At 38.9% G+C, this 19874-nt stretch carries 16 protein-coding genes; 4 read left to right on the top strand and 12 right to left on the bottom strand.

The features are described 5' to 3' along the window. The first annotated feature begins 201 nt into the window (after positions 1–201). Positions 202–3222 (top strand): immune inhibitor A domain-containing protein, encoded by a 3021-nt coding sequence (locus PESP_RS19880; protein ID WP_089349735.1) that lies wholly within the window; start codon positions 202–204, stop codon positions 3220–3222. A gap of 172 nt (positions 3223–3394) precedes the next feature. On the opposite strand, the gene PESP_RS19885 is transcribed toward PESP_RS19880, so the two are convergent. The 6 genes from PESP_RS19885 to PESP_RS19910 form a co-directional block, all read right to left on the bottom strand. Next, a complete protein-coding gene (locus tag PESP_RS19885) occupies positions 3395–4402 on the bottom strand; it encodes an isocitrate dehydrogenase (RefSeq protein WP_006793428.1) in 1008 nt (335 codons plus the stop codon). Between the two features lie 189 nt (positions 4403–4591). Then, positions 4592–6286, bottom strand: a complete 1695-nt coding sequence (locus tag PESP_RS19890) for a hypothetical protein (protein ID WP_089349736.1) — start codon at positions 6284–6286, stop codon at positions 4592–4594. A gap of 6 nt (positions 6287–6292) precedes the next feature. Then, positions 6293–6679, bottom strand: coding sequence for a DUF3192 domain-containing protein (locus tag PESP_RS19895; RefSeq protein WP_089349737.1), 387 nt, complete (start codon positions 6677–6679; stop codon positions 6293–6295). Between the two features lie 69 nt (positions 6680–6748). Then, positions 6749–7522 (bottom strand): flap endonuclease Xni, encoded by a 774-nt coding sequence (gene xni, locus PESP_RS19900; protein ID WP_089349738.1) that lies wholly within the window; start codon positions 7520–7522, stop codon positions 6749–6751. A 10-nt stretch (positions 7523–7532) separates the two neighbouring features. Further along, the gene (gene ppnN, locus PESP_RS19905) at positions 7533–8876 is read right to left on the bottom strand and encodes a nucleotide 5'-monophosphate nucleosidase PpnN (RefSeq protein ID WP_089349739.1); all 1344 of its coding nucleotides are present in this window, start codon (positions 8874–8876) and stop codon (positions 7533–7535) included. Positions 8877–8956: 80 nt separating this feature from the next. Next, positions 8957–10492: a GGDEF domain-containing protein gene (locus tag PESP_RS19910; protein WP_089349740.1), complete on the bottom strand. Its 1536-nt coding sequence runs from the start codon at positions 10490–10492 to the stop codon at positions 8957–8959. Positions 10493–10696: 204 nt separating this feature from the next. Here PESP_RS19910 and PESP_RS19915 point away from each other — a divergent pair, with 204 nt between their 5' ends. The 3 genes from PESP_RS19915 to PESP_RS19925 all read left to right on the top strand — a co-directional run bounded on the left by PESP_RS19915 (position 10697) and on the right by PESP_RS19925 (position 16076). Further along, entirely contained in the window at positions 10697–12484 is a 1788-nt protein-coding gene (locus PESP_RS19915; protein WP_089349741.1) for a M61 family metallopeptidase, read from the top strand. 147 nt (positions 12485–12631) lie between these two features. Next, positions 12632–14701, top strand: coding sequence for an EAL domain-containing protein (locus PESP_RS19920; RefSeq protein ID WP_089349742.1), 2070 nt, complete (start codon positions 12632–12634; stop codon positions 14699–14701). A 103-nt stretch (positions 14702–14804) separates the two neighbouring features. Beyond that, a complete protein-coding gene (locus PESP_RS19925) occupies positions 14805–16076 on the top strand; it encodes an O-acetylhomoserine aminocarboxypropyltransferase/cysteine synthase family protein (protein ID WP_089349743.1) in 1272 nt (423 codons plus the stop codon). A 9-nt stretch (positions 16077–16085) separates the two neighbouring features. Here PESP_RS19925 and PESP_RS19930 read toward each other — a convergent pair whose 3' ends face one another. The 6 genes from PESP_RS19930 to PESP_RS19955 all read right to left on the bottom strand — a co-directional run bounded on the left by PESP_RS19930 (position 16086) and on the right by PESP_RS19955 (position 19864). After that, the gene (locus PESP_RS19930; RefSeq protein WP_089349744.1) at positions 16086–16892 is read right to left on the bottom strand and encodes a glycosyltransferase family 25 protein; all 807 of its coding nucleotides are present in this window, start codon (positions 16890–16892) and stop codon (positions 16086–16088) included. A gap of 63 nt (positions 16893–16955) precedes the next feature. After that, positions 16956–17141: a DUF1289 domain-containing protein gene (locus PESP_RS19935; protein WP_089349745.1), complete on the bottom strand. Its 186-nt coding sequence runs from the start codon at positions 17139–17141 to the stop codon at positions 16956–16958. Further along, positions 17142–17642: a hypothetical protein gene (locus tag PESP_RS19940; protein ID WP_089349746.1), complete on the bottom strand. Its 501-nt coding sequence runs from the start codon at positions 17640–17642 to the stop codon at positions 17142–17144. A gap of 121 nt (positions 17643–17763) precedes the next feature. After that, the gene (hisIE, locus tag PESP_RS19945; RefSeq protein WP_089349747.1) at positions 17764–18378 is read right to left on the bottom strand and encodes a bifunctional phosphoribosyl-AMP cyclohydrolase/phosphoribosyl-ATP diphosphatase HisIE; all 615 of its coding nucleotides are present in this window, start codon (positions 18376–18378) and stop codon (positions 17764–17766) included. Continuing rightward, entirely contained in the window at positions 18369–19148 is a 780-nt protein-coding gene (gene hisF / locus PESP_RS19950; RefSeq protein ID WP_089349748.1) for an imidazole glycerol phosphate synthase subunit HisF, read from the bottom strand. Before hisF ends, hisIE begins: the two co-directional genes overlap by 10 nt. Continuing rightward, positions 19130–19864 (bottom strand): 1-(5-phosphoribosyl)-5-[(5-phosphoribosylamino)methylideneamino] imidazole-4-carboxamide isomerase, encoded by a 735-nt coding sequence (locus tag PESP_RS19955; RefSeq protein ID WP_089349749.1) that lies wholly within the window; start codon positions 19862–19864, stop codon positions 19130–19132. The genes hisF and PESP_RS19955 overlap by 19 nt, the downstream gene beginning before the upstream one ends. Between the last annotated feature and the right edge of the window lie 10 nt (positions 19865–19874).

The following is a 19874-nucleotide window of genomic DNA, read 5'->3' on the forward strand; positions in this document are numbered from 1 at the left end:
GAATAGGGTGTTTTGGATTAAAATTTCAAATTAATTTGTTTTTAGTTAAAAAGCTTGCAGCTTATTTTGAGTTATATGAAAAATATGAAGAAATTATGCTTATTTTAATGGGTAACTATAATCGGTAAATACACCTATATGCACTATGCTTTAAGTATATTTTAGGTATCATAAGGCTATAATCTGTTTGGGGAAATTACAGTGAAAAAAATAACATGGTTAAGTTTGTTGCTAAGCAGTTTAAGTGTCAATGCAGCAAGTGAAAGCCCGCATGACCCTGGTGTTATCAATAAAGAGCGCATTGCGTATTGGCTTAATAAACGCGCTGAAAATTCACAAATAACAAATATGCATACAACAAGTGCATCTAATACAAATAGTGTAGAGAGTTACCTGCAAAATACGTCTTACAACAGTGCTCGTTCGCTCAAGCGTGTATCAGCTATGAAAGCGCGTTTAACAAAGGCGCCTAATACTAAAAATTCAGTAGCGTATTCATCAACGATTAGCCCAAACGATACAGTCACTAACGCTAAAGTGCTTGCTATTTTAATTGATTTTCCTGACTTAAAGCACAATAACAACCAGTTAAGTGCACAAGACACAGATATGTTTTATGAAAGCTATACGCCTGAGCACTATCAAAACATGCTATTTAATAGCGAAGGCTTTTTAGGTCCAAATAACGAAACATTGACTAGCGTTTATCAATATTACTACGGAGCATCTGGGCAAAGCTTTATTTTTAATGGGCAAGTATATGGCTGGGTAACTGCCGATTTTAACGCCAAAGAGTATGGCGAGCGCGTAGGGAATACCCGAGATATAAATGCCCCAGCGCTAATTCAAGAGGCTGTAGAAAAAGCAGTAAGCCAGTTTGATATTGATTTAACACAGTACGATTTAACTGATCTCGATGATATAGACAATGATGGCATTATTAACGAACCAAACGGTATTATTGACCATGTTATGGTGTTTCATTCTAGTGTTGGTGAAGAGGCCGGTGGCGGTTACTTAGGCACAGATGCAATTTGGTCGCACCGCTACTATGTATTTGATGAAAACAGTGACCCCGTTACTATAGCTGGGAGCAACATTAAGTTATCGGGTTACACAATTAATCCTATTGATGCAAGTATTGGTGTTGTCGCCCATGAATTTGGCCACGACTTAGGGTTACCTGATGAATACGATTTACAATCTAATACTGTAGGAGAGCCTGTTGCCTCGTGGTCTATTATGTCAACGGGTAGCTGGGCAGGCGCGCTGCGTGGTTCACAACCTGTGATGTTTAGTGCTCAAGCGTTAGCGTACTTACAGCAAAGATATAACGGTAATTGGGTTAATCAGCTCAATTTAGCGATGGAAGAGGTAAACGATAATTCATTACAAAGCCTAGTATATTCAAGCAGTAGCTTGCAGGAACAAAGTCAAATTAAAGTAACCTTGCCTAACCGGTTAGAAGCTTTTAAAACCCCTGTAGAAGGGGATTTTCAGTTTTTTTCTGGTACAGGGAATAACCTGACTAATTCGCTTAATCAAACAATTACTTTGCCCGAAACTTCACTTGCGCTAACGCTCAACTTTTTAGCTTTTTATAGCATTGAGCGCGATTATGATATAGTGCAGGTAAAGGTAAATCAAACGCCAATTGCGGGTAATTATACCCAAGCTGTAAATCCTTATTATGGCGATATTGGCCCGTATTTAACCGGAGATTCTTTTTTAAATGCGGATGCACAGCAGCCCAATGGCTACTTAAACCATCAATTTGATTTAAGTGACTATGCAGGGCAAACCATAAGCCTAAGCATTGAATACATTACAGACACCAACACTAATTACTATGGTTTTGTGGCTGATGATATCAAAGTGACAAATGGCTCATCGGTAATTTGGCAAAATAACGCAGAACAACCAAGTTCTACCCTTGCTTTAAATGGGTTTAGCAGAGTAGGTGCGTATATTTACGCTAAGCCATCGTACTATTACTTACAGCTACGTGCTCACAAGGGAATGGATTCAGGACTTCAAAATGAGCAGTACTCACCTGGCGTATTACTATGGTATAGCAACACTGCGTTTGATGATAACAACACTACAGAGCATCCAGGAGGCGGTTTTAATTTGGTGGTTGATGCAGATCAAAACCCCATTTATCGTGGCTCAAGTAGTACTACACTTGCTGATACGCCCATACAAATGCGCGATGCGACATTTAGTTTATATCAGCAAAGTGCAGGTTTAGGCGATCAAAATTTAGCGGCAATTAACACATTTGACGACAGTGTTGATTATGGTTTTTCACCGCAAGCTGAGTCGGGAGTTGACCTTGTTAAGCAGGGTTTCAGTTTCGAAATAATTAGCCAACAAGCTGACAGTGAAAACGCTGAGCTTATGCTTAACTATAACGCACAGCAGCAAATTACAGCCGATATTGATAATTTATCGGTGAGCTTTGATGTTACGGGCGTAGAGCTAACGCCCACCGATACTTTTTTGTGGGACTTTGGTGACGGACAAACAAGCTCTGATTTATCAAGTAACCATACCTATGAGGATTTTGGCAGTTACACGGTCACATTTGAAGCCCAGGGTGACAATGGCACTACAAAACAAACAAAGCAAATTACCTTAGTAAAAGCGCTTGAAATAGAAAGCGTGAGTTATCAGCTAACTGATGGGCAGCTAAGTGCACAAGCCGAGGTTTCGGGCGGCGGCGCACCGTATAGCTATAGCTGGACTATAGATAACAACTCGCCTGTACAAACACAAAGCTTTGACTACCAATTTAGTTATTCAGGCAATTACACATTGGCGCTAGTTGTAACCGATGCGCAAGGTACTTCACGTACAAATAGCCAAGTTTTAAGTGTTGAGGTAGCGCTGCAACTTAATAGTAGCGTGTTAACTAACGCCTTAACAGCTCATTTTTCAAGCACTGCTTTAGGTGGCTCTGCTAATTATAATTATAGTTGGGACTTTGGTGATAGCACTCAGGCAGTGACTTCGCAAAACCCAAGCCATACTTATCAAAATCCAGGTACTTATTCAGTCAAACTTGTAGTTACAGATAGCGTGTCAAATGAAGTGTTAACTAATGAGCTTACAGTCACAGTGCAAAATGCGAAAAGTGAATCTTCATCGGGGGGAGGCGCAATAGGGTATTTAATGGCTTTACTATTAATAGGCAGTATTGGCAGGCGATTAAATAGCTAATTTTGTTTGGGTAAAAAACAAGATGCTAGTGCTTTAAAATCTAGAGCTCTTAAATTTAGTACCCTAAAACCAGTTTGCACGATTATTTAGAAGTAGCTTACTAATTTTTTAAAAGTAAAAAGCCAGCAAATAGCTGGCTTTTTAGGCTTAAAACAAGGTTAACTTATTTTAATTATAAACGGTCAATTACTGATTGAGTGAAATCAGTTGTACCGTGGCTGCCGCCTAAATCGCGCGTTGTACGGTCGCCAGATTTAATTACATCTGCAACAGCACTACGAATACGCTCAGCAGTGTCGCCCATGTTTAAATGCTCAAGCATTTGAATAGACGCTAAAATTACAGATGTTGGGTTAGCTAGGTTTTTACCTGCAATATCTGGTGCACTGCCGTGTACAGCTTCAAAAATAGCAGCATCTTCACCAATGTTTGCACCTGGTGCCATACCTAAACCACCTACTAAACCAGCACAAAGGTCAGATAAAATGTCGCCAAATAAGTTAGTTGTCACTACAACATCAAATTCTTCTGGCGTCATTACAAGTTTCATACACGTTGCATCAACAATCATTTCAGTTGATTCGATTTGTGGATAACGCTCAGCTACTTCACGTGCTACTTTTAAAAATAAGCCAGATGTAGATTTTAAGATGTTTGCTTTATGTACAGCGGTTACTTTTTTACGGCCTTCACGTACAGCGAGTTCGTATGCAAATGTTACGATTTTTTCTGCGCCTTCACGTGTAATTACTGATTTAGCTTCAGCTTCGTTACCATCTTCGCTAACTACTTGGCCTGCACCTGAGTACATACCTTGTGTGTTTTCACGAATAGTAATGATATCGATATCGTCGTAACGTGCTTTAGTACCAACAAATGATTTAACAGGGCGTACGTTTGCATATAAACCAAACTGCTTACGTAGTGTTACGTTAATAGATGTAAAACCTTCACCTACTGGCGTAGTTAATGGGCCTTTTAGGGTGATTTTGTTTTTAGCGATTGTATCAATTGTTTCTTGAGGAAGTAGCTCGCCAGTTTTTTCTAGTGCAGCAAGGCCTGCATCAACAAATTCATAATCAAAATCGCAACCTGCGGCTTTTAATATTTCAAGTGCTGAGTCGATAATGCTCGGACCGATGCCGTCGCCTTTGATCACTGTGATGGTTTGTTTGGCCATTGACTTTTCCTTTAAAAGAATAAAAAACGAACATAAATTATTACTATTTATAGTAACTGCTTGTTAGGTCATTTATGTTACGTATGTGGATATATTTTGAGGGCGCATTTATACCAACTTATTACTCATTTTGCCAGTTTATAGTATAAATACAGGGTATAACCTGTGTTTATAGTCGCCATAAGTAACTTAAATGCTGTTATAAAGCGATAACCCTTGCAGTTGCTCAAAAAAGTCGTTGTTAGAATCAAAGCCTTGCACTTTTAATTGCTCGTTTAATGTTTGTTGCTGCCACGGAGTTAACTGCAAAGATGGCTTAAAAATAGTTTGTGCTACTACCTTTAAACTAATCCATAACTTGTTTTTTTCGTTCAGCTGCTTTTTTGGTTGTTGTTCAGCTTCAAGTAGTGGCACTGTCCATGGGTTGTCTAGAAGTAAATGGGTGAGTGTTGAATTTAAGTGATCGTTATTAATCACTTCTACACCAAAAAAAGTAGCTAACGTTGCACTGTAGGTTTTATTTGGCGTGCGACTAATACATACCTTTGGTGAAACTTGTGCACTGCAATGAGTTAGTAGGTAATGTACATAACCATAAATAGGCAGTGCTAAATGCTCAAATTGATGATTAGGGTTTTTACTTACCAGTAACGCTAATATATCAATAAAGCAATGGAGCTTATTACGCACTAAGTGTTTATGTGGATGGGCAGAAGAGTCAACCAATTGCTCAAAGATGACACGTTGAATAATAGCAGGTGCATTATCGTAACCAACCATAGATAAGCTATGACGAAGGTCTTTAGCTGCTTGGTGTTCTTTGTTATAGGGTTTAACTGCTTGGCATAACTTAGCTTTTACTTCGTTAAAAGGCGTTAGTAATTTGTCTAGCCCTTTAAAGCTATACTCATGGGCAACTTTAATATGACTCACTAAATCTATTAAATCATGTTCATTACTTTGAACGGCAGCAGTGTGGCTAGGGCTTGGAATGTGCTCAGTATTCCATGCTAAAAATAAAATGCGTTTATCACTACATTGCCATTGTAGGGGTTGATCTTTCAAGGTTGTTTTTACTTTGTACCAAGCCAACTTTTGCTCATTAGTAGCATTAATCAGTATATGCTTATTTGCTTTATCACTACCTAGATACACCATAGCTTGATCTGAGTAAATAATTCGGCTACCCGGTAAATGCGGGCCAATATTAGCTATTAAATCTTTAATAAGTTTTTGCGCGAAAGGATTAGCTGTTTTTACGTATAATTCGCCCAGCGCTTTGTAAAAGCTCAGGGGGTTTTTCTTTACAGTATAGGTAATGTTCATCGCAACAATATTACACAGTGCGCACAAGGTAATAGCATTATCATAAAGCATGATATCGCTGGTACTTAGCAATGCATGCTTGTATTTATTTAGTTTTGCTAATATATGAACCATAGTTTGCGCTGGTGGTTTGGCAGTGAGTAACACCTTTGCAGCCAGTTGATGGCGAAAACGCCAGGCTTTTTTATCACCAACCGTGAGCATTGTTTGCTGGGAAATTTTATTAAGCTGTGTAACTACGCAGCAGTGCTCTAATAACGCAATGCTTATATACAACTCGGTTAATTCTTCGTCATAGTGTTGGCTGGAGCAAATAGCTGCACTTAGCACGCACTGATTAATAACAAGATTTGTGGCAAAGTTGTATTGGCTCATATACAAACTCATGCGTGCTTGCATTGCGTACGGATGTTGCTTATAAAGCTCTCTATACTGCTGAGCAGTGTGTACTACAAGCGGGTAGAGGTGCTGCCATTGCTCTTTATCATTATAAACTTTAAGTATTTGGTTGGTGTTGTGCATTAACCGTAATAGCTGTTTCGAAATTGGCTCATCCATTTGCCATCACCTAGTGTTTTCTTGAAAAGTTGAATACGCGCTTGGTCCCCATAAAAACAGTTCACCGTTTTTAAATAGCAAACCAGTGCACTCATCCATGGTTGTTATTCCATCTGATGTTTTATGCTGTGTGCGGTAAAAAATAATTTGCCATACTTGGTCTTTATTACGCTTTGCATAGGTTAAGTCGGGGCTACCTAAATAGTCTAATACAGTATTAAGCGTTACCGATTCATCAATAGAGAGCTTTTTTATGTAGCGCTCGTTAAAGGCTTCACGGTCTTGCCAAATCATCGCTTGTGGGTCGTCTTTATAAAATGTGATCACTAAGGTGGCAATAAGCGCATATAGCCCTAACCCTAATATTAAGTATCTTATAAATTTTTTAATCATTATTAACCCAAGCCTAAAACAATAAAGTGAGTATATGCCCAGCGCCACATCAGTGCTATTAACATGCGACTAATTCAACCTTAATTGCTTTAAACTAAAGCCTAGTTGTATATCTGTGCGTAAAGTTACTAATTGCTTAGAAATTACATACATATTTTTTTGTTCAACTAACTTTTTTTGAATACCGATTGCTAAGCTATCATCACCTATTGCGTCATCTATTGTTTTGTAATTATTTACAATTTGCTGAGCAGACTTAGTACCAATACCTTTAACCCCGGGTACATCGTTAGTTTTATCACCAGCGAGCGCCCAAAAGTCAACTAGCTTAGCTTGCTCCACACCAAAACGTTCTTTAATGCTGTGTTGATCTAGGTATGACTTTTTAAAGTAATCGTAAACGCAAATATGGGTATTTAAAAAAGGTAAAAAGCCTTTATCGGTAGATACAATCGTGCTATTTATTTGATTAGTGGCGGCTTTATCTGCAAGGGTTGCAATAATATCGTCTGCTTCGTCATTTATAGGCTCAAATACCACAATACCTGTTTGTTCAATAGCGTGTTTAAAATCCACTAACGCATTTTTTAGCGTTTGTGGCATGGGGGCTCTTGAATGTTTGTAATCTTTATAAAAATGGTAACGCCAGCTTTTATCACCATCAAAAACAGCAATTGCATGAGTTGCATTGCTCGATTGCAATAGTTTTTTACAGGCATGCGCTACACGAGCGCAGCTTGCTTTTAGCATTTGCTCATCACTATGGTGGGTTTGGTTTGCGTCTACAGCGTAAATGCGCCTAATTAAATTAAGCGCATCAATTAAAAGTAAATGGGGTTTCAAATAATCTAACTCATGCTTTTATTTTATAACAAGGAATATACTTACTACCTGGCAATTTCATACGGCCCTGATCAACAAAAGCTTGTAGAAGTTTATCCATATCTTTCATTAAGTCGGGTTCGCCACTTAAAATATACGGGCCATGTGCTTTTATAGCGCGTAAACCTTCATCTTTTACATTACCAGCCACAATGCCCGAAAACGCCCTGCGCAAATTAGCCGCTAATTGCTGCTTAGGTTGTTCAAGGTGTAAATCTAGACTCGCCATGTTTTCGTGGGTTGGGGCAAACGGCTGCTGAAAGTCGTTGTCAATTTTAAGTGTCCAATTAAAGTAATACGCATCGCCTTGGCTTTTACGATAATTACGAACGTTAGCCATACCAGACTTTAATTTTTGTCCAACGAGGGCGGGATCATCAATGATCACCTCAAATTTATCAAGCGCTTCTTTACCTAGTGTTAGTTCAACAAACTTACACAGCTCGCTAAAATAGGCTTCGCTTTCTTTAGGGCCGGTTAAAATAACAGGCAAACACTGTTTTTTGTTATCTGGATGCAGCAAAATACCTAATAAATAAAGCAGCTCTTCTGCAGTACCCGCGCCACCAGGAAAAATAATAATTGCATGGGCCGTTCTGATAAAGGCTTCAAGGCGCTTTTCAATGTCGGGTAAAATTACAAGTTCGTTTACTATTGGATTAGGTGGCTCTGCTGCAATAATGCTTGGCTCTGTTAAGCCCAAATAGCGGTTTTCACTAATTCTTTGCTTTGCATGGCCAATTGTAGCGCCTTTCATAGGGCCCTTCATTGCACCGGGTCCACAACCTGTACAAATGTTTAAACCGCGCAAGCCTAGTTCGTAGCCTACTTGTTTTGTGTATTTATATTCGGTTTCATTTATTGAATGCCCGCCCCAGCAAACAATCATATTGGGCTCGCTGTTGACTCGTAAGGCTCCTGCATTTCTAAGCATATCAAACACCATGTGAGTAATGGCTTTTTGCTCTTTTAAATCTTTTTCGTATTTTTGGCAGATAAATAAAATATCGCGAATAACAGAAAAAATATGCTCGTGAATACCGGTAATTATTTCGCCATCAACAAAGGCTGTTTCGGGTGGGTTTTCAAGTTCAATTTTAATGCCGCGTTCGCGGCTTACTAGGCGAATATCAAAGTCTTGGTATTTATTGTATATTTCGTTACTTTCGTCGGTATGGCTACCTACATTAAGTACGGCCAGCGCACAGTTTCTAAAAAGTCTGTAGCGTTCACTGGCTGAAGATTGCTCTAATAAATCAACTTCTAATTGCGACAGTAAATCTAAAACCCCTGTTGGGTTTAACTGTATTAACATCGGCATTCTCCTTGCTGCTTTAAATGTAAAAAACGACATGTCATTAATAATAGCACTCAAAGTAATTGAGAATTATGACATTATTTACTAATGCAAAGACGATCCCGACCTGTATTTTTAGCTTCGTAGAGGGCGTCATCAGCTCTATCAAATGCTTTGAGCGGGGTATCGCCTTGTTTAAATTGCGTAGCGCCTAACGAAATTGTAATTTCTATCTCTTTTTCTCTAAATTTAAAAGGAATATTTTTAATTACTTTTCTAAGTTTATCAAGCGGCTGGGCTGCATGAGAAAGTGAAAGCCCAGGCATAAGTAGTACAAACTCTTCACCGCCATAACGGGCAATAAAGTCAGACTGCCTTACCGATTTTTGCAGTGCTTTGGCTATTACTTGTAACGTTATATCGCCTGCTGTGTGGCCAAACCTATCGTTAATTGACTTAAAGTGGTCTACATCAATAACAACTAGAGTAACATCAGATGCCTGCACATTAAACAAATGCATTTCGTGATTGTAGCGCTCATCAAAGGCAGCTCTATTTGGCAGCTTAGTTAAGCTATCAAGTAGGCTTTTAAAGCGCTGCTCGTTTAAGCGCTTTTTATATTTGCTTAACTTTCCTTCTAAGCTGCCAATACGCTCATTAATTTCATCAAAACTGGTAATGAGCATTTCACGGTCTTTTCGCTCGAGCTGCTCTTTGGCTATAAAATCTTGGCTTAGCGATTTTAATTCGTTATCAACCAGTTCTTTTAAAGACGAAATAGACGTAGCGCTTTGCGTTTGCTCATTTAAATGTTTAATTTTTCCTTCAATGCGTTTATTTAAAGAGTCAAATTCGACCCCCATAGACTTAGAATGCTGGCTAGTCGAAACGATTGATGAGTGAAGTTCTTCAAGAGTTTGATTTAGAGAAACTAAAAAACTTTGCGCAGATTGACGCTCTTTACTGATATTTTTAACAACAACACTAATTATATTTATAGCGGCTTGAAGCAACTCTTCGAGATTGTCGCTCTCTGTAATCGCATTTTTAATTTGTTTAATTTGCTCAGTTGATTCATCTTCTAACACTAACTCGTTTGCAAGCTCAAGTAGCTTATTAGCCATTTTAGGCGAAACAGCACATTGCTCACTATCACTGCTTGAAAGTTTACTATGTAACGCATGATGATAAAAATTAATCAGCTGATTGAGAAGCGGGATATAATCATGGGTAGACTGAACATTGTTTATGTCGTGATCGAGTAAGTGCCTCAAAGTACGGCGGGTGTCATCGGGTAAGCCTTTTGTTTTTTGTAAAAGCTTGCCTGCATTTTGTACGCTTGAAAATAGCTCTCGTTGATGCGCAATTTGAAGTGCTTCTTGATTTTGTAAAATTAATAAAATGTCATCAATTAAAGGCGATAGTATTTCAAAACCAACACCTTTATTTAATGAATTTCTAAATTTAGCTAATCTGTTATCCAGCTCAGTATCAAGCCCTTTGCAACTTAAAGACAGTTTCGAAGTTAAATTAGACAAGGTATCTACTTGGTATTTGCGCGCACTTTCTACGGCCATCCTTGCTTCAATTGCTTGCTTTAACTTTTTATCTGTAGCGTTAGAGTTTTCAGACACCTAAGCGTACCGCCATCGTGTTAATTACATTACCTTCAGTTTACAACAAAATCATATTAAGTGTAGTTATCTAATTAAAAACTTAGCATTTTTAACATTTCTTATGCGTGTAAACCGAGCTAATAGGGCGTTTATCGTTTTTAATTCACTTTTAATTTATGCCTTGTTAGTCTTGCTGCAAATAATAAGTAACCTTGAGTGATTATGAAAAAGCGTTTAGCCCTTTGTATTTTAGCCGCGTGTTCAGCCCCTGCATTAGCCGATGTAAATTATTCTTTGAGCATTACCGAACCACAACACCATTTAGGTGATGTAAGTGTTGAGTTTCCTAAATCGGCGCAGTCACATATTGATGTAAAACTACCTGCATGGCGCACTGGTCGTTACGAAATTTTAAACTTAGCAAATGGCGTACGCTACTTTGAAGCAAAAGATGATGCTGGCAAAGCACTTAAGTGGGAAAAAATTAACCACAGCACATGGCGTGTGCATTTGAATGAACCTACAGAAGTTAATATTGATTACCAAGTTTATGCCAACGAGCTAGGTAAACGTGCACGCCATATTGATGATAGCCATGCATTTGTTGATGCATCGGGTTTTTTCATGTTTAGTGAGTCGTTTCGCCAAGAAACTGTAACAGTAAATTTAAATGTGCCTAAACAGTGGCGCTCTGTTTCAGGAATGGATAACCATAAAAACAAGCATAGCTTTAAAGCTGCAGATTACGATGTGCTTGTAGACTCACCAATTGAAACAGGTATTAATAAGTTACATAAATTTGAAGTTGAAGGGCGTAAATACGAACTCGTCATTTGGGGAGAAGGCAATTACGATGAGCAATTAATGCTTACCGACTTAAAAAAACTGGTTACTACAGGCAACGTAATTTGGGATAGCTACCCGTATGAACGCTATGTATTTATGGTACATGCTACATCTGGCGCGGGTGGTGCAACAGAGCATTTAAATTCGACGATTATTCAACGTCCACGAGACCGTTTTGGTAGCCGCGAAGATTATTTAGGCTTTATAAGTACCGCTGCGCACGAATTTATTCATACTTGGAACGTAAAAGCATATCGCCCTAAAGGGCTTGCGCCATACGATTATACGAATATGAATTATTCAAACCTACTGTGGATTTCAGAAGGCTCTACCAGTTACTTCGAAGATCATTTGCTCGTGCGTTCAGGCATTGAAACTACCGATGAGTTTTTTAAACTTTTAGGAAAAACTATAAACCGCCACTTACAAACACCAGGTCGCGAAGTGCAAAGTGCAAGCGAAACAAGTTTTGATAAATGGATTAACCAAGGCGGAGACCACGCCCGTAACTACAGTACTAACATATACTTAGAAGGCTCATTGCTTTCAATGCTATTGGACATTAAGTTATTAGAGTCGACTAAGGCAAAGGTTAATTATCGACAAGTTCACAATGCGTTATATAACGAGCATAAGCTACCTGCAGGTTTTACTGAGCAAGATGTATTAAACATTTTAAAAGAACTTACCGGTGAAGATTACGCAACTTGGTGGCATGATAATGTTAGTACCCCAGCTAGTATAGACTTTGATGCTTTGTTAAATAAAGTTGGCTTAAAACTCGAGCGCCCAGCCAAAGCTAAATCATTAGCAAGTATTGATGCGAGCGCTAAAAACACCGGTGAATTACTTACTCTTACACATGTACGTAGAGGCGGTGCCGCTTGGCGAGCGGGTTTAACAACAGATGATAAAATAGTGGCTGTAAACAAGCATCATGTTGGTAAAGATTTAAAAGCGAGCCTAGAAGTATTTAAAGCAGGCGATAAAGTGACTATTGACTACATACGTCGTGACGCGCTTGAATCAACAACACTTGTGCTATCAGAAGACTTTGATATGCCTAAAAAGGTTGTACCTAACAAAGCTGCTAACTTAACACAGCGTGCATTATTTAAAGCGTGGATGGGCGTTGAACACCCATTAAATGCTGCAGCTGATTAACAGCTTAAATTGTACGTAAATAAAGGAGCTTAGGCTCCTTTTTTTATATCTAATACAAAAATAATATTAACTTAAAACTAATCTTAAAGTGCTAATTAAAAAACATCTTCTATTATTAATTTAATAATGATTGAAGGTTAGGTTTAAATGAAGTCATTAAAAACGGTTCAAACACTGTCGCATCAATTTGTACTTAATGACCCACTGCATCAGTTATTTGATGCGGTTAACGCTATTTCTGTGCAGGGTTATGACGAGCAACGCCAAGTTATATATTGGAATAAGGGGAGTGAACTGTTATATGGCTACACTAAAGATGAAGCTACGGGTAAAAAGTTAGAAGATTTAATTATTCCTCCCCCCATGCGTGAAGCCGTTATAGAGGCCCACAGTAACTGGTTAGTACACGATATTGAAATACCCGCCGCCGAGCTGACATTAACTAAAAAAAATGGCATTAATGTCACGGTTTTTTCTAGCCATGTAATGTTTACTAATCAGCATGGGTTGAAGCAAATGTACTGCATAGATATAGATTTAAGCGATGTAAAACACGCTCAAGCGCAGGCAATGTACAAGCAACACATGTTAGAAAAAATATTTGAAGCAATTCCTGACTTGTTCTTTTTACTAAAACCCGATGGCACAATTGTTGATTACCATGCAAACGATATGAGCAGTCTGTATTTAAAACCAGAACTTTTTTTAAGTAAAACAATGTACGAAGTACTGCCAGGTACGGTGGCTAAGATTTTTCAAGCAAATATTGAAGAGCTATTAATTCACAAGCACAACTTAAGCTTTGAATATGAGCTTTTAGTGCCTCGGGGTGTTTTATACTTTGAGGCAAGGGTGAGTTATTTACATCACTCAGGCCAAGTTATGATCATAATCAGAGATATAACAGAGCAGCATAAATCAGATAAACTAATACGAAAACAAGCTTATTACGATAGCTTAACGCTACTGCCTAACCGCTTTTATTCATTAGAGCAACTTTCTCAGCTTATAGATAAAGCAAGTAAAAAAAATAAAATTGCAGCTGTTATTTTTATAGATTTAGATGACTTTAAAAAGGTAAATGACACCTTAGGCCACGAAATTGGCGACTCTTTACTTATTAGTGCAGCTAAAAAGCTCACTGAGTTAGTGAGTGACAATGCAATTGTAGGGCGCTTAGGTGGAGATGAATTTATTATTATATTGCCTGAGCTTTGTAATAAACAGAAAGTTGATTTAATTGTAAATACTTTGCTCCAAAGCTTTAGGAGCCCATTTAAAATAGATGGCCGCGAACTATTATTAACCCTGAGTATTGGTGTTGCTTTGTATCCTGAAAACGGTAAAACCGCATCAGATTTATTACGCCATGCTGATACTGCTATGTACCAAGCAAAAGCATTAGGTAGAAATACATATACCTGTTTTACCAACGAAATGAATACCGCTATTAAGCGCCGCTTAGCCATTGAAGAACAAATGCACACAGCCCTCGAAAATAACGAGTTTGAACTTTTCTACCAACCTAAATGTGATTTAAAAACAAATAAAATAATGGGGGCGGAGGCTTTATTGCGTTGGAATAACCGTGTGCTTGGCAATGTAACACCCGATGAGTTTATTCCTTTGGCAGAGCAAACAGGTTTGATTATACCTATTGGTAAATTTGTTATAGAGCGTGCATTAAGTTTTTTATCTCAGTGGCAGGCTACGGCTAAACAAAACTACAGCATGGCAATTAATTTATCACCCAGTCAATTTAGAGACTCAGAGTTATTGAATTTTATAAAGCGTACATTAGATAAAACTAAAATAAGTGCAACCAATGTGGAGCTAGAAATTACCGAAGGGGTACTTATGAGCGCGCAAACTAACATACAGCATTCACTTAATGCGATTGCTGCGTTAGGGATTAAGCTTTCAATGGACGACTTTGGTACAGGGTACTCTTCGCTTAGTTATTTAAGGCAATACCCTTTTGAAGTACTAAAAATTGATCGAAGCTTTATAAATGGTATCACTGATAACCAAGAGGACTGCAGTTTAGTCAAAGCGACGATTGCCATGTCGCACAGTCTGGGTTTAACAGTGGTTGCAGAAGGTGTTGAGACACTAGCACAACAACATTTACTAGCCGAATTAAATTGCGATCTCATACAAGGTTATTTTTTTAGCAAACCGCTACCTGCTATGCAGCTACTATGCTTTGAAGGTTGAGGTATTTAAATTTAATCAGTTTATGACCCTTTAATATATTTCATGTGCATTTTATAACCTAAAAATGCTAGGTTAAAACAACACAATATTAAAGGATATAAATATGAAACTAGAGTCATTAGCACTGCACCATGGTTACGAATCTGAGGCCACGACAAAATCTGCAGCGGTGCCTATTTACCATACTTCATCGTACACGTTCGATAACACGCAACATGGTGCCGATTTATTCGATTTAAAAGTACCCGGAAATATCTATACCCGCATAATGAACCCAACTAATGCCGTGCTTGAGCAACGTATTGCCGCGATGGAAGGAGGGATTGGTGCGCTGGCTGTTGCCTCAGGGATGGCGGCTATTACGTATGCTATTCAATGTTTGTGTGAAGTAGGCACTAATATTGTAAGCACCAGTCAAGTCTATGGCGGCACGTATAATTTATTTGCCCATACATTACCACGCCAAGGTATTGAAGCGCGTATGATAAAGGCTGATGACTTTAGCGCATTCGAGGACGCCATTGACGACAATACCCGTGCTGTTTTTTGTGAATCTATTGGTAACCCTGCAGGTAATATTGTTGATATTGAGCGTTTAGCTAAGATTGCTCATAGCAAAGGTGTGCCACTTATTGTTGATAATACCGTGGCTACACCGTATTTATGCCGCCCATTTGAACTAGGCGCCGATATAGTGGTGCACTCGCTCACAAAATACATAAACGGACACGGCACTGCCATTGGTGGCATGATTGTTGATTCCGGTAAGTTTGATTGGAAAGCAAATGCTACACGCTTTGCAATGATGAACGAGCCCGATCCGTCGTATCACAATGTAGTTTATACCGAAGCCTTTGCAGAAGCGGCTTTTATAGGTCGTTGCAGAGTAGTGCCACTTAGAAATACCGGCGCAGCGCTTGCACCTAAAAACTCATCTGACATTCTAATTGGCCTTGAAACCTTAGGCTTAAGAATGGATCGCCACTGCGAAAATGCACAACAATTAGCTGAGTATTTAGAAAATCATCCAAAAGTGCTTTGGGTTAATTACGCAGGGTTAAAATCAAGCCCGTATAATGCAATGAGCAAAAAAATTACCAGTGGCAAAGCATCGGGTATTTTAAGTTTTGGTATTGCGGGTGGCCTAGAGGCAGGTACGCGGTTTATTGATGCGCTAAACATGATTTTACGCTTAGTTAATATTGGCGATGCCAAGTCGCTTGCGTGTCATCCTGCGTCTACCACACACCGCCAATTAAACGATGAAGAGCTGGCTAATGCAGGTGTAAGCAGAGATTTAATTCGCTTATCGGTAGGGATTGAAAATATTGCCGATATTATCGCCGATGTTAGCCAGGCACTCGATAAAGCATAACTTATAAAATTAAGAGTTATGAGTAACTAAACTTGGAGCCTTTGAAGCTCCTTTTTTATTGTGTTCAATAATTTTTGTATGCCTTATAAAGCTGCTTGTATAAACCTTATTAAAAATACAGCTTTTAATCTGCTGTATTTTACGGCGCAAAAATGCTTTTTTAATTCGTGTTTTAGTTGTGCAGCTGGCAATGTCACTTTTTATGTTGGCGTCTTGCATAATTGGGTATGGCATAAGTGAAAAACCATTAACCTGTGTTTCCCATATATGTTGCAAGTCGCAATCTACAGGGCGCCCAAATTGGGCTGTGGCTTTAAGTAGTTGTTTTGCACCTTCATAACTTATTGCTGTCGCGCAGCAGCCGGTCATTAGTTTTTTATGTATTACTAACTGCTGGTGGTTATTAAGGCTGTGCTGATAGGCGATAGGGCGTGTGCGGTTTTCATAGGCTGCAAGTTTAATAAGTTGCCAAGGCTGGTTTAGCTGCTCAATATTTTTAATCGCATCATGAATGGACTCATCAATATAAAAATCATCTTCAAGCACAATCGCGTATTTTAATTTTTCATCAACTATTTTTTGCCATGCTTTACGATGACTTAAATAGCAGCCAATTTGGCCATTGCTAAGTGCGTAGTGGTATTTTTGTTTGTTTATTTGTGAGCTGTAATGAAGGTATTTTTGTTTAACCGTTAAGTTATTACCATCAATAGCGTCTATACGCTTAAACGTTAAGTTAACTGCAGATAGCCGCTCTGTGGTTTGTTTTAAACGCTTGGTTGAGCGTGCCAAATTAATTACAAATATTGCTGCCATACTTAATGCCTCTTACATTTTTTACTTATAGTAAGAGGGCTGTATTACATGGCAGTGGCAAATTTATGGCTTTTTTAAGTCTGCTCTTGGTTGCGCTAAAATTGCGTTTTTTTCATCTTGCGAGAGAATGATCCAATCAAATATTTCTTCATTAGTTCGGCCGCACCCAGTGCAGTAACCGCTGCGACGTTCGCAAATTCCTAAACAGTCTGTTTTAAGCTTTGAGGCATTAGATGTACGCTTTTGCATTTAATTTCCTAGGGCTTGCGCTATTTCAAACCGCGTTGTGTAACCGGTGGCTATTTTAGATGTAAATAAAGTAATCACTGGGTGTGTGTCATCAAGTACAAAGTTACTGCTTATAAAAGAGTCTGACTCTTTTGTGCTTTCGTGCCATTGCTGTGCGGCTAAACATTGGCGTACCTTATCAATTGTTTTTATATGTAAGCGACTAGCAAGGTTTTGATGATCAGTATGTTTGGTACATTGATAACTGATTTTCTGCTTATCATCTTGTGTAATGGTGCAGCTACTACCTAAAAAATGTGTGGTTGCATGCCATTGTTTTATAAAATCATTATTCACTTTATGTGCTTTTAATTTTTTAAAACCAGAGGCTTGAGCATCTAGCAATGTATTTAAACGGCTACATTCATTTTGTTTACTTACAATGTTAGGCGTTTCAGGCTGCTTACTTACACACCCTGTCAGTACGAGTAAACTAAAAGCAGTAATCAGTGTTTTGGTCATATTTAACAGCTAAAGTGGTTTTAAGCTGCACCATACGCAACCTGTGTAAAAAAATAAATACTATAACGTAAAAAGGCCCATAAATATGGGCCTTAAAATGTATTTATATAAAGCGGCCGTATTATTTATGGCGACCTTGCAGGCATTTAACTACGTCTTCTAGGCTTAAGCCTTGGCGTTGTAGTAATACAGTCAGGTGATAAATTAAATCAGCCGATTCGTTAGTAAGCTCATCGTTATCGTGTTTCATTGCGGCAAGGGCCACTTCTACGCCTTCTTCACCTACTTTTTGACAGCTGCGGCTTAAATCTTTAGCAAACAGTGAAGCGGTGTAGCTTTTTGATGGGTCATCGTTTTTACGCTCAACAATGACATCTTCTAATTGTGCTAAAAAGCTTAAGCTTGGTTTAGCGTCATCACCAAAGCAGCTTTGTGTGCCTAAGTGGCACGTTGGGCCCTCAGGGTTTGCCAATACTAAAATGGAGTCGTAGTCACAATCGGTATGAACCGATACCACATTTAAGTAGTTTTCTGATGACTCGCCTTTAGTCCATAAACGCGATTTAGAACGCGAATAAAAGGTCACTTTATTGCTCTCAAGCGTAACTTTTAACGCTTCGCTGTTCATAAAGCCTTGCATTAAAATAACACCAGAGCGGGCATCTTGAACAATAGCAGGGATCATTTCGCTTTTAGCAAAATCAACTTGGGTTTGGTTTTGTTGTGTTAATTGCATAATCTTGCTGCCACTTGGTTATCGGTTAAAAATTGTTTTAGTTCGCTAATGTTAATCACATTTTTATGAAAAACACTGGCTGCTAGTGCACCATCTACTTCGCTTTGTTTAAATACGTCTACAAAGTCTTGCATGCTGCCTGCACCGCCTGAGGCGATAAGCGGGATATTACATAATGCGCGTATTTTACTTAGCTGCTCGTTGTCGTAACCATTACGTACGCCGTCTTGGTTCATACAGTTTAAAACAATTTCGCCTGCGCCTAAGTCTTGAACGCGTTTAACCCATTCCTCGGTTTTATAACGTGTGCGGCTTGATGCATTAGGATCGCCGGTTAATTGATACACTAAGTATTCGCCGGTCAATTCATCGTAAAAGCTATCAATACCTACAACAACACATTGCTTACCAAATTCATCGTGTAGCTCTTTTATAAGATCAGGGCGTGCAATAGCAGGGCTGTTAATACTTATTTTGTCAGCGCCACGCTCTAGTACACGTGCTGCATCGGCTACCGATTTAATACCGCCAGCCACACAAAATGGAATATCAATATGGCGGGCAATGCTCTCTACCCAATTTACATCAAGTAGGCGTTTTTCAACGCTTGCGCTGATTTCGTAAAAAACTAGTTCATCGGCACCGGCATCGCTGTAAGCTTTAGCCATTGTTAAAATATCACCAACAACTTCATGGCCTTTAAATTTAACGCCTTTTACTACTTGGCCGTCTTTAACATCTAAACACGGAATTATGCGTTTTGATAACATGCCAACGCCTCCTCAACACTAAATGCGCCATCAAGCAGAGACTTACCTAAAATAACGCCGCCTACGCCAAGCTCTTTAAGTTTTTTAATGTCATCAAGTGAACTTACGCCACCAGAAGCTTGCACTTTAATAGCGCTGTTGTGACGAGTTAAATCTTCGTAAAGCTCAAACGATGGACCTGTCATGGTGCCATCTTTACTGATGTCCGTGCATAAAAAGTCAATAACGCCCAAGCTTACATAAAAATCAACAAGCTCAAGTAAACCAAACTCTGACTCGCTCAACCAACCGTGCGTAGCTGGTGCCCAGCCAGTGGCTGTTTTATTTACATCAAGGGCAATAACAAAGTGCTCTGCGCCAAATTGTTCAATCCAGGCTTTTACTTGCTCACGTTTTTCTACCGCCATTGAGCCAATAACAACTTGGTTAGCGCCGGCTTTTAGCCAATCACTTACATCTTGCTCTGAGCGAATACCGCCGCCGACTTGGTACGGTACATTAAGCGCTTTAGTTGCGGCTTGAATATGTTGCCACTGCTTTTTACTCGGATCGCGTGCGCCCTCTAAATCTACAAGGTGTAGCTTACCTGCGCCGCTGTCGGCGTATTCTTTTAAACGTGCACCAAGCTCAAAAGGGTAAAACTGAGCGGTGTCGTATTTACCTTGGTATAAACGAACAATTTGATTTTGTAATACGTCTAATGCTGGAATAATCACAAATAATCTC

This window comes from Pseudoalteromonas espejiana DSM 9414, from assembly GCF_002221525.1.
GTDB lineage: Bacteria > Pseudomonadota > Gammaproteobacteria > Enterobacterales > Alteromonadaceae > Pseudoalteromonas > Pseudoalteromonas espejiana.

What these genes read in the sequence shown, in the direction of transcription:
- PESP_RS19895 (WP_089349737.1), bottom strand. Translation starts at nt 6,679, where the DNA reads ATGATTAAAAAATTTATAAGATACTTAATATTAGGGTTAGGGCTATAT.
- PESP_RS19930 (WP_089349744.1), bottom strand. Translation starts at nt 16,892, where the DNA reads ATGGCAGCAATATTTGTAATTAATTTGGCACGCTCAACCAAGCGTTTA.
- PESP_RS19890 (WP_089349736.1), bottom strand. Translation starts at nt 6,286, where the DNA reads ATGGATGAGCCAATTTCGAAACAGCTATTACGGTTAATGCACAACACC.
- PESP_RS19935 (WP_089349745.1), bottom strand. Translation starts at nt 17,141, where the DNA reads ATGCAAAAGCGTACATCTAATGCCTCAAAGCTTAAAACAGACTGTTTA.
- PESP_RS19915 (WP_089349741.1), top strand. Translation starts at nt 10,697, where the DNA reads ATGAAAAAGCGTTTAGCCCTTTGTATTTTAGCCGCGTGTTCAGCCCCT.
- ppnN (WP_089349739.1), bottom strand. Translation starts at nt 8,876, where the DNA reads ATGTTAATACAGTTAAACCCAACAGGGGTTTTAGATTTACTGTCGCAA.
- PESP_RS19925 (WP_089349743.1), top strand. Translation starts at nt 14,805, where the DNA reads ATGAAACTAGAGTCATTAGCACTGCACCATGGTTACGAATCTGAGGCC.
- hisIE (WP_089349747.1), bottom strand. Translation starts at nt 18,378, where the DNA reads ATGCAATTAACACAACAAAACCAAACCCAAGTTGATTTTGCTAAAAGC.
- PESP_RS19885 (WP_006793428.1), bottom strand. Translation starts at nt 4,402, where the DNA reads ATGGCCAAACAAACCATCACAGTGATCAAAGGCGACGGCATCGGTCCG.
- PESP_RS19940 (WP_089349746.1), bottom strand. Translation starts at nt 17,642, where the DNA reads ATGACCAAAACACTGATTACTGCTTTTAGTTTACTCGTACTGACAGGG.
- PESP_RS19920 (WP_089349742.1), top strand. Translation starts at nt 12,632, where the DNA reads ATGAAGTCATTAAAAACGGTTCAAACACTGTCGCATCAATTTGTACTT.
- hisF (WP_089349748.1), bottom strand. Translation starts at nt 19,148, where the DNA reads ATGTTATCAAAACGCATAATTCCGTGTTTAGATGTTAAAGACGGCCAA.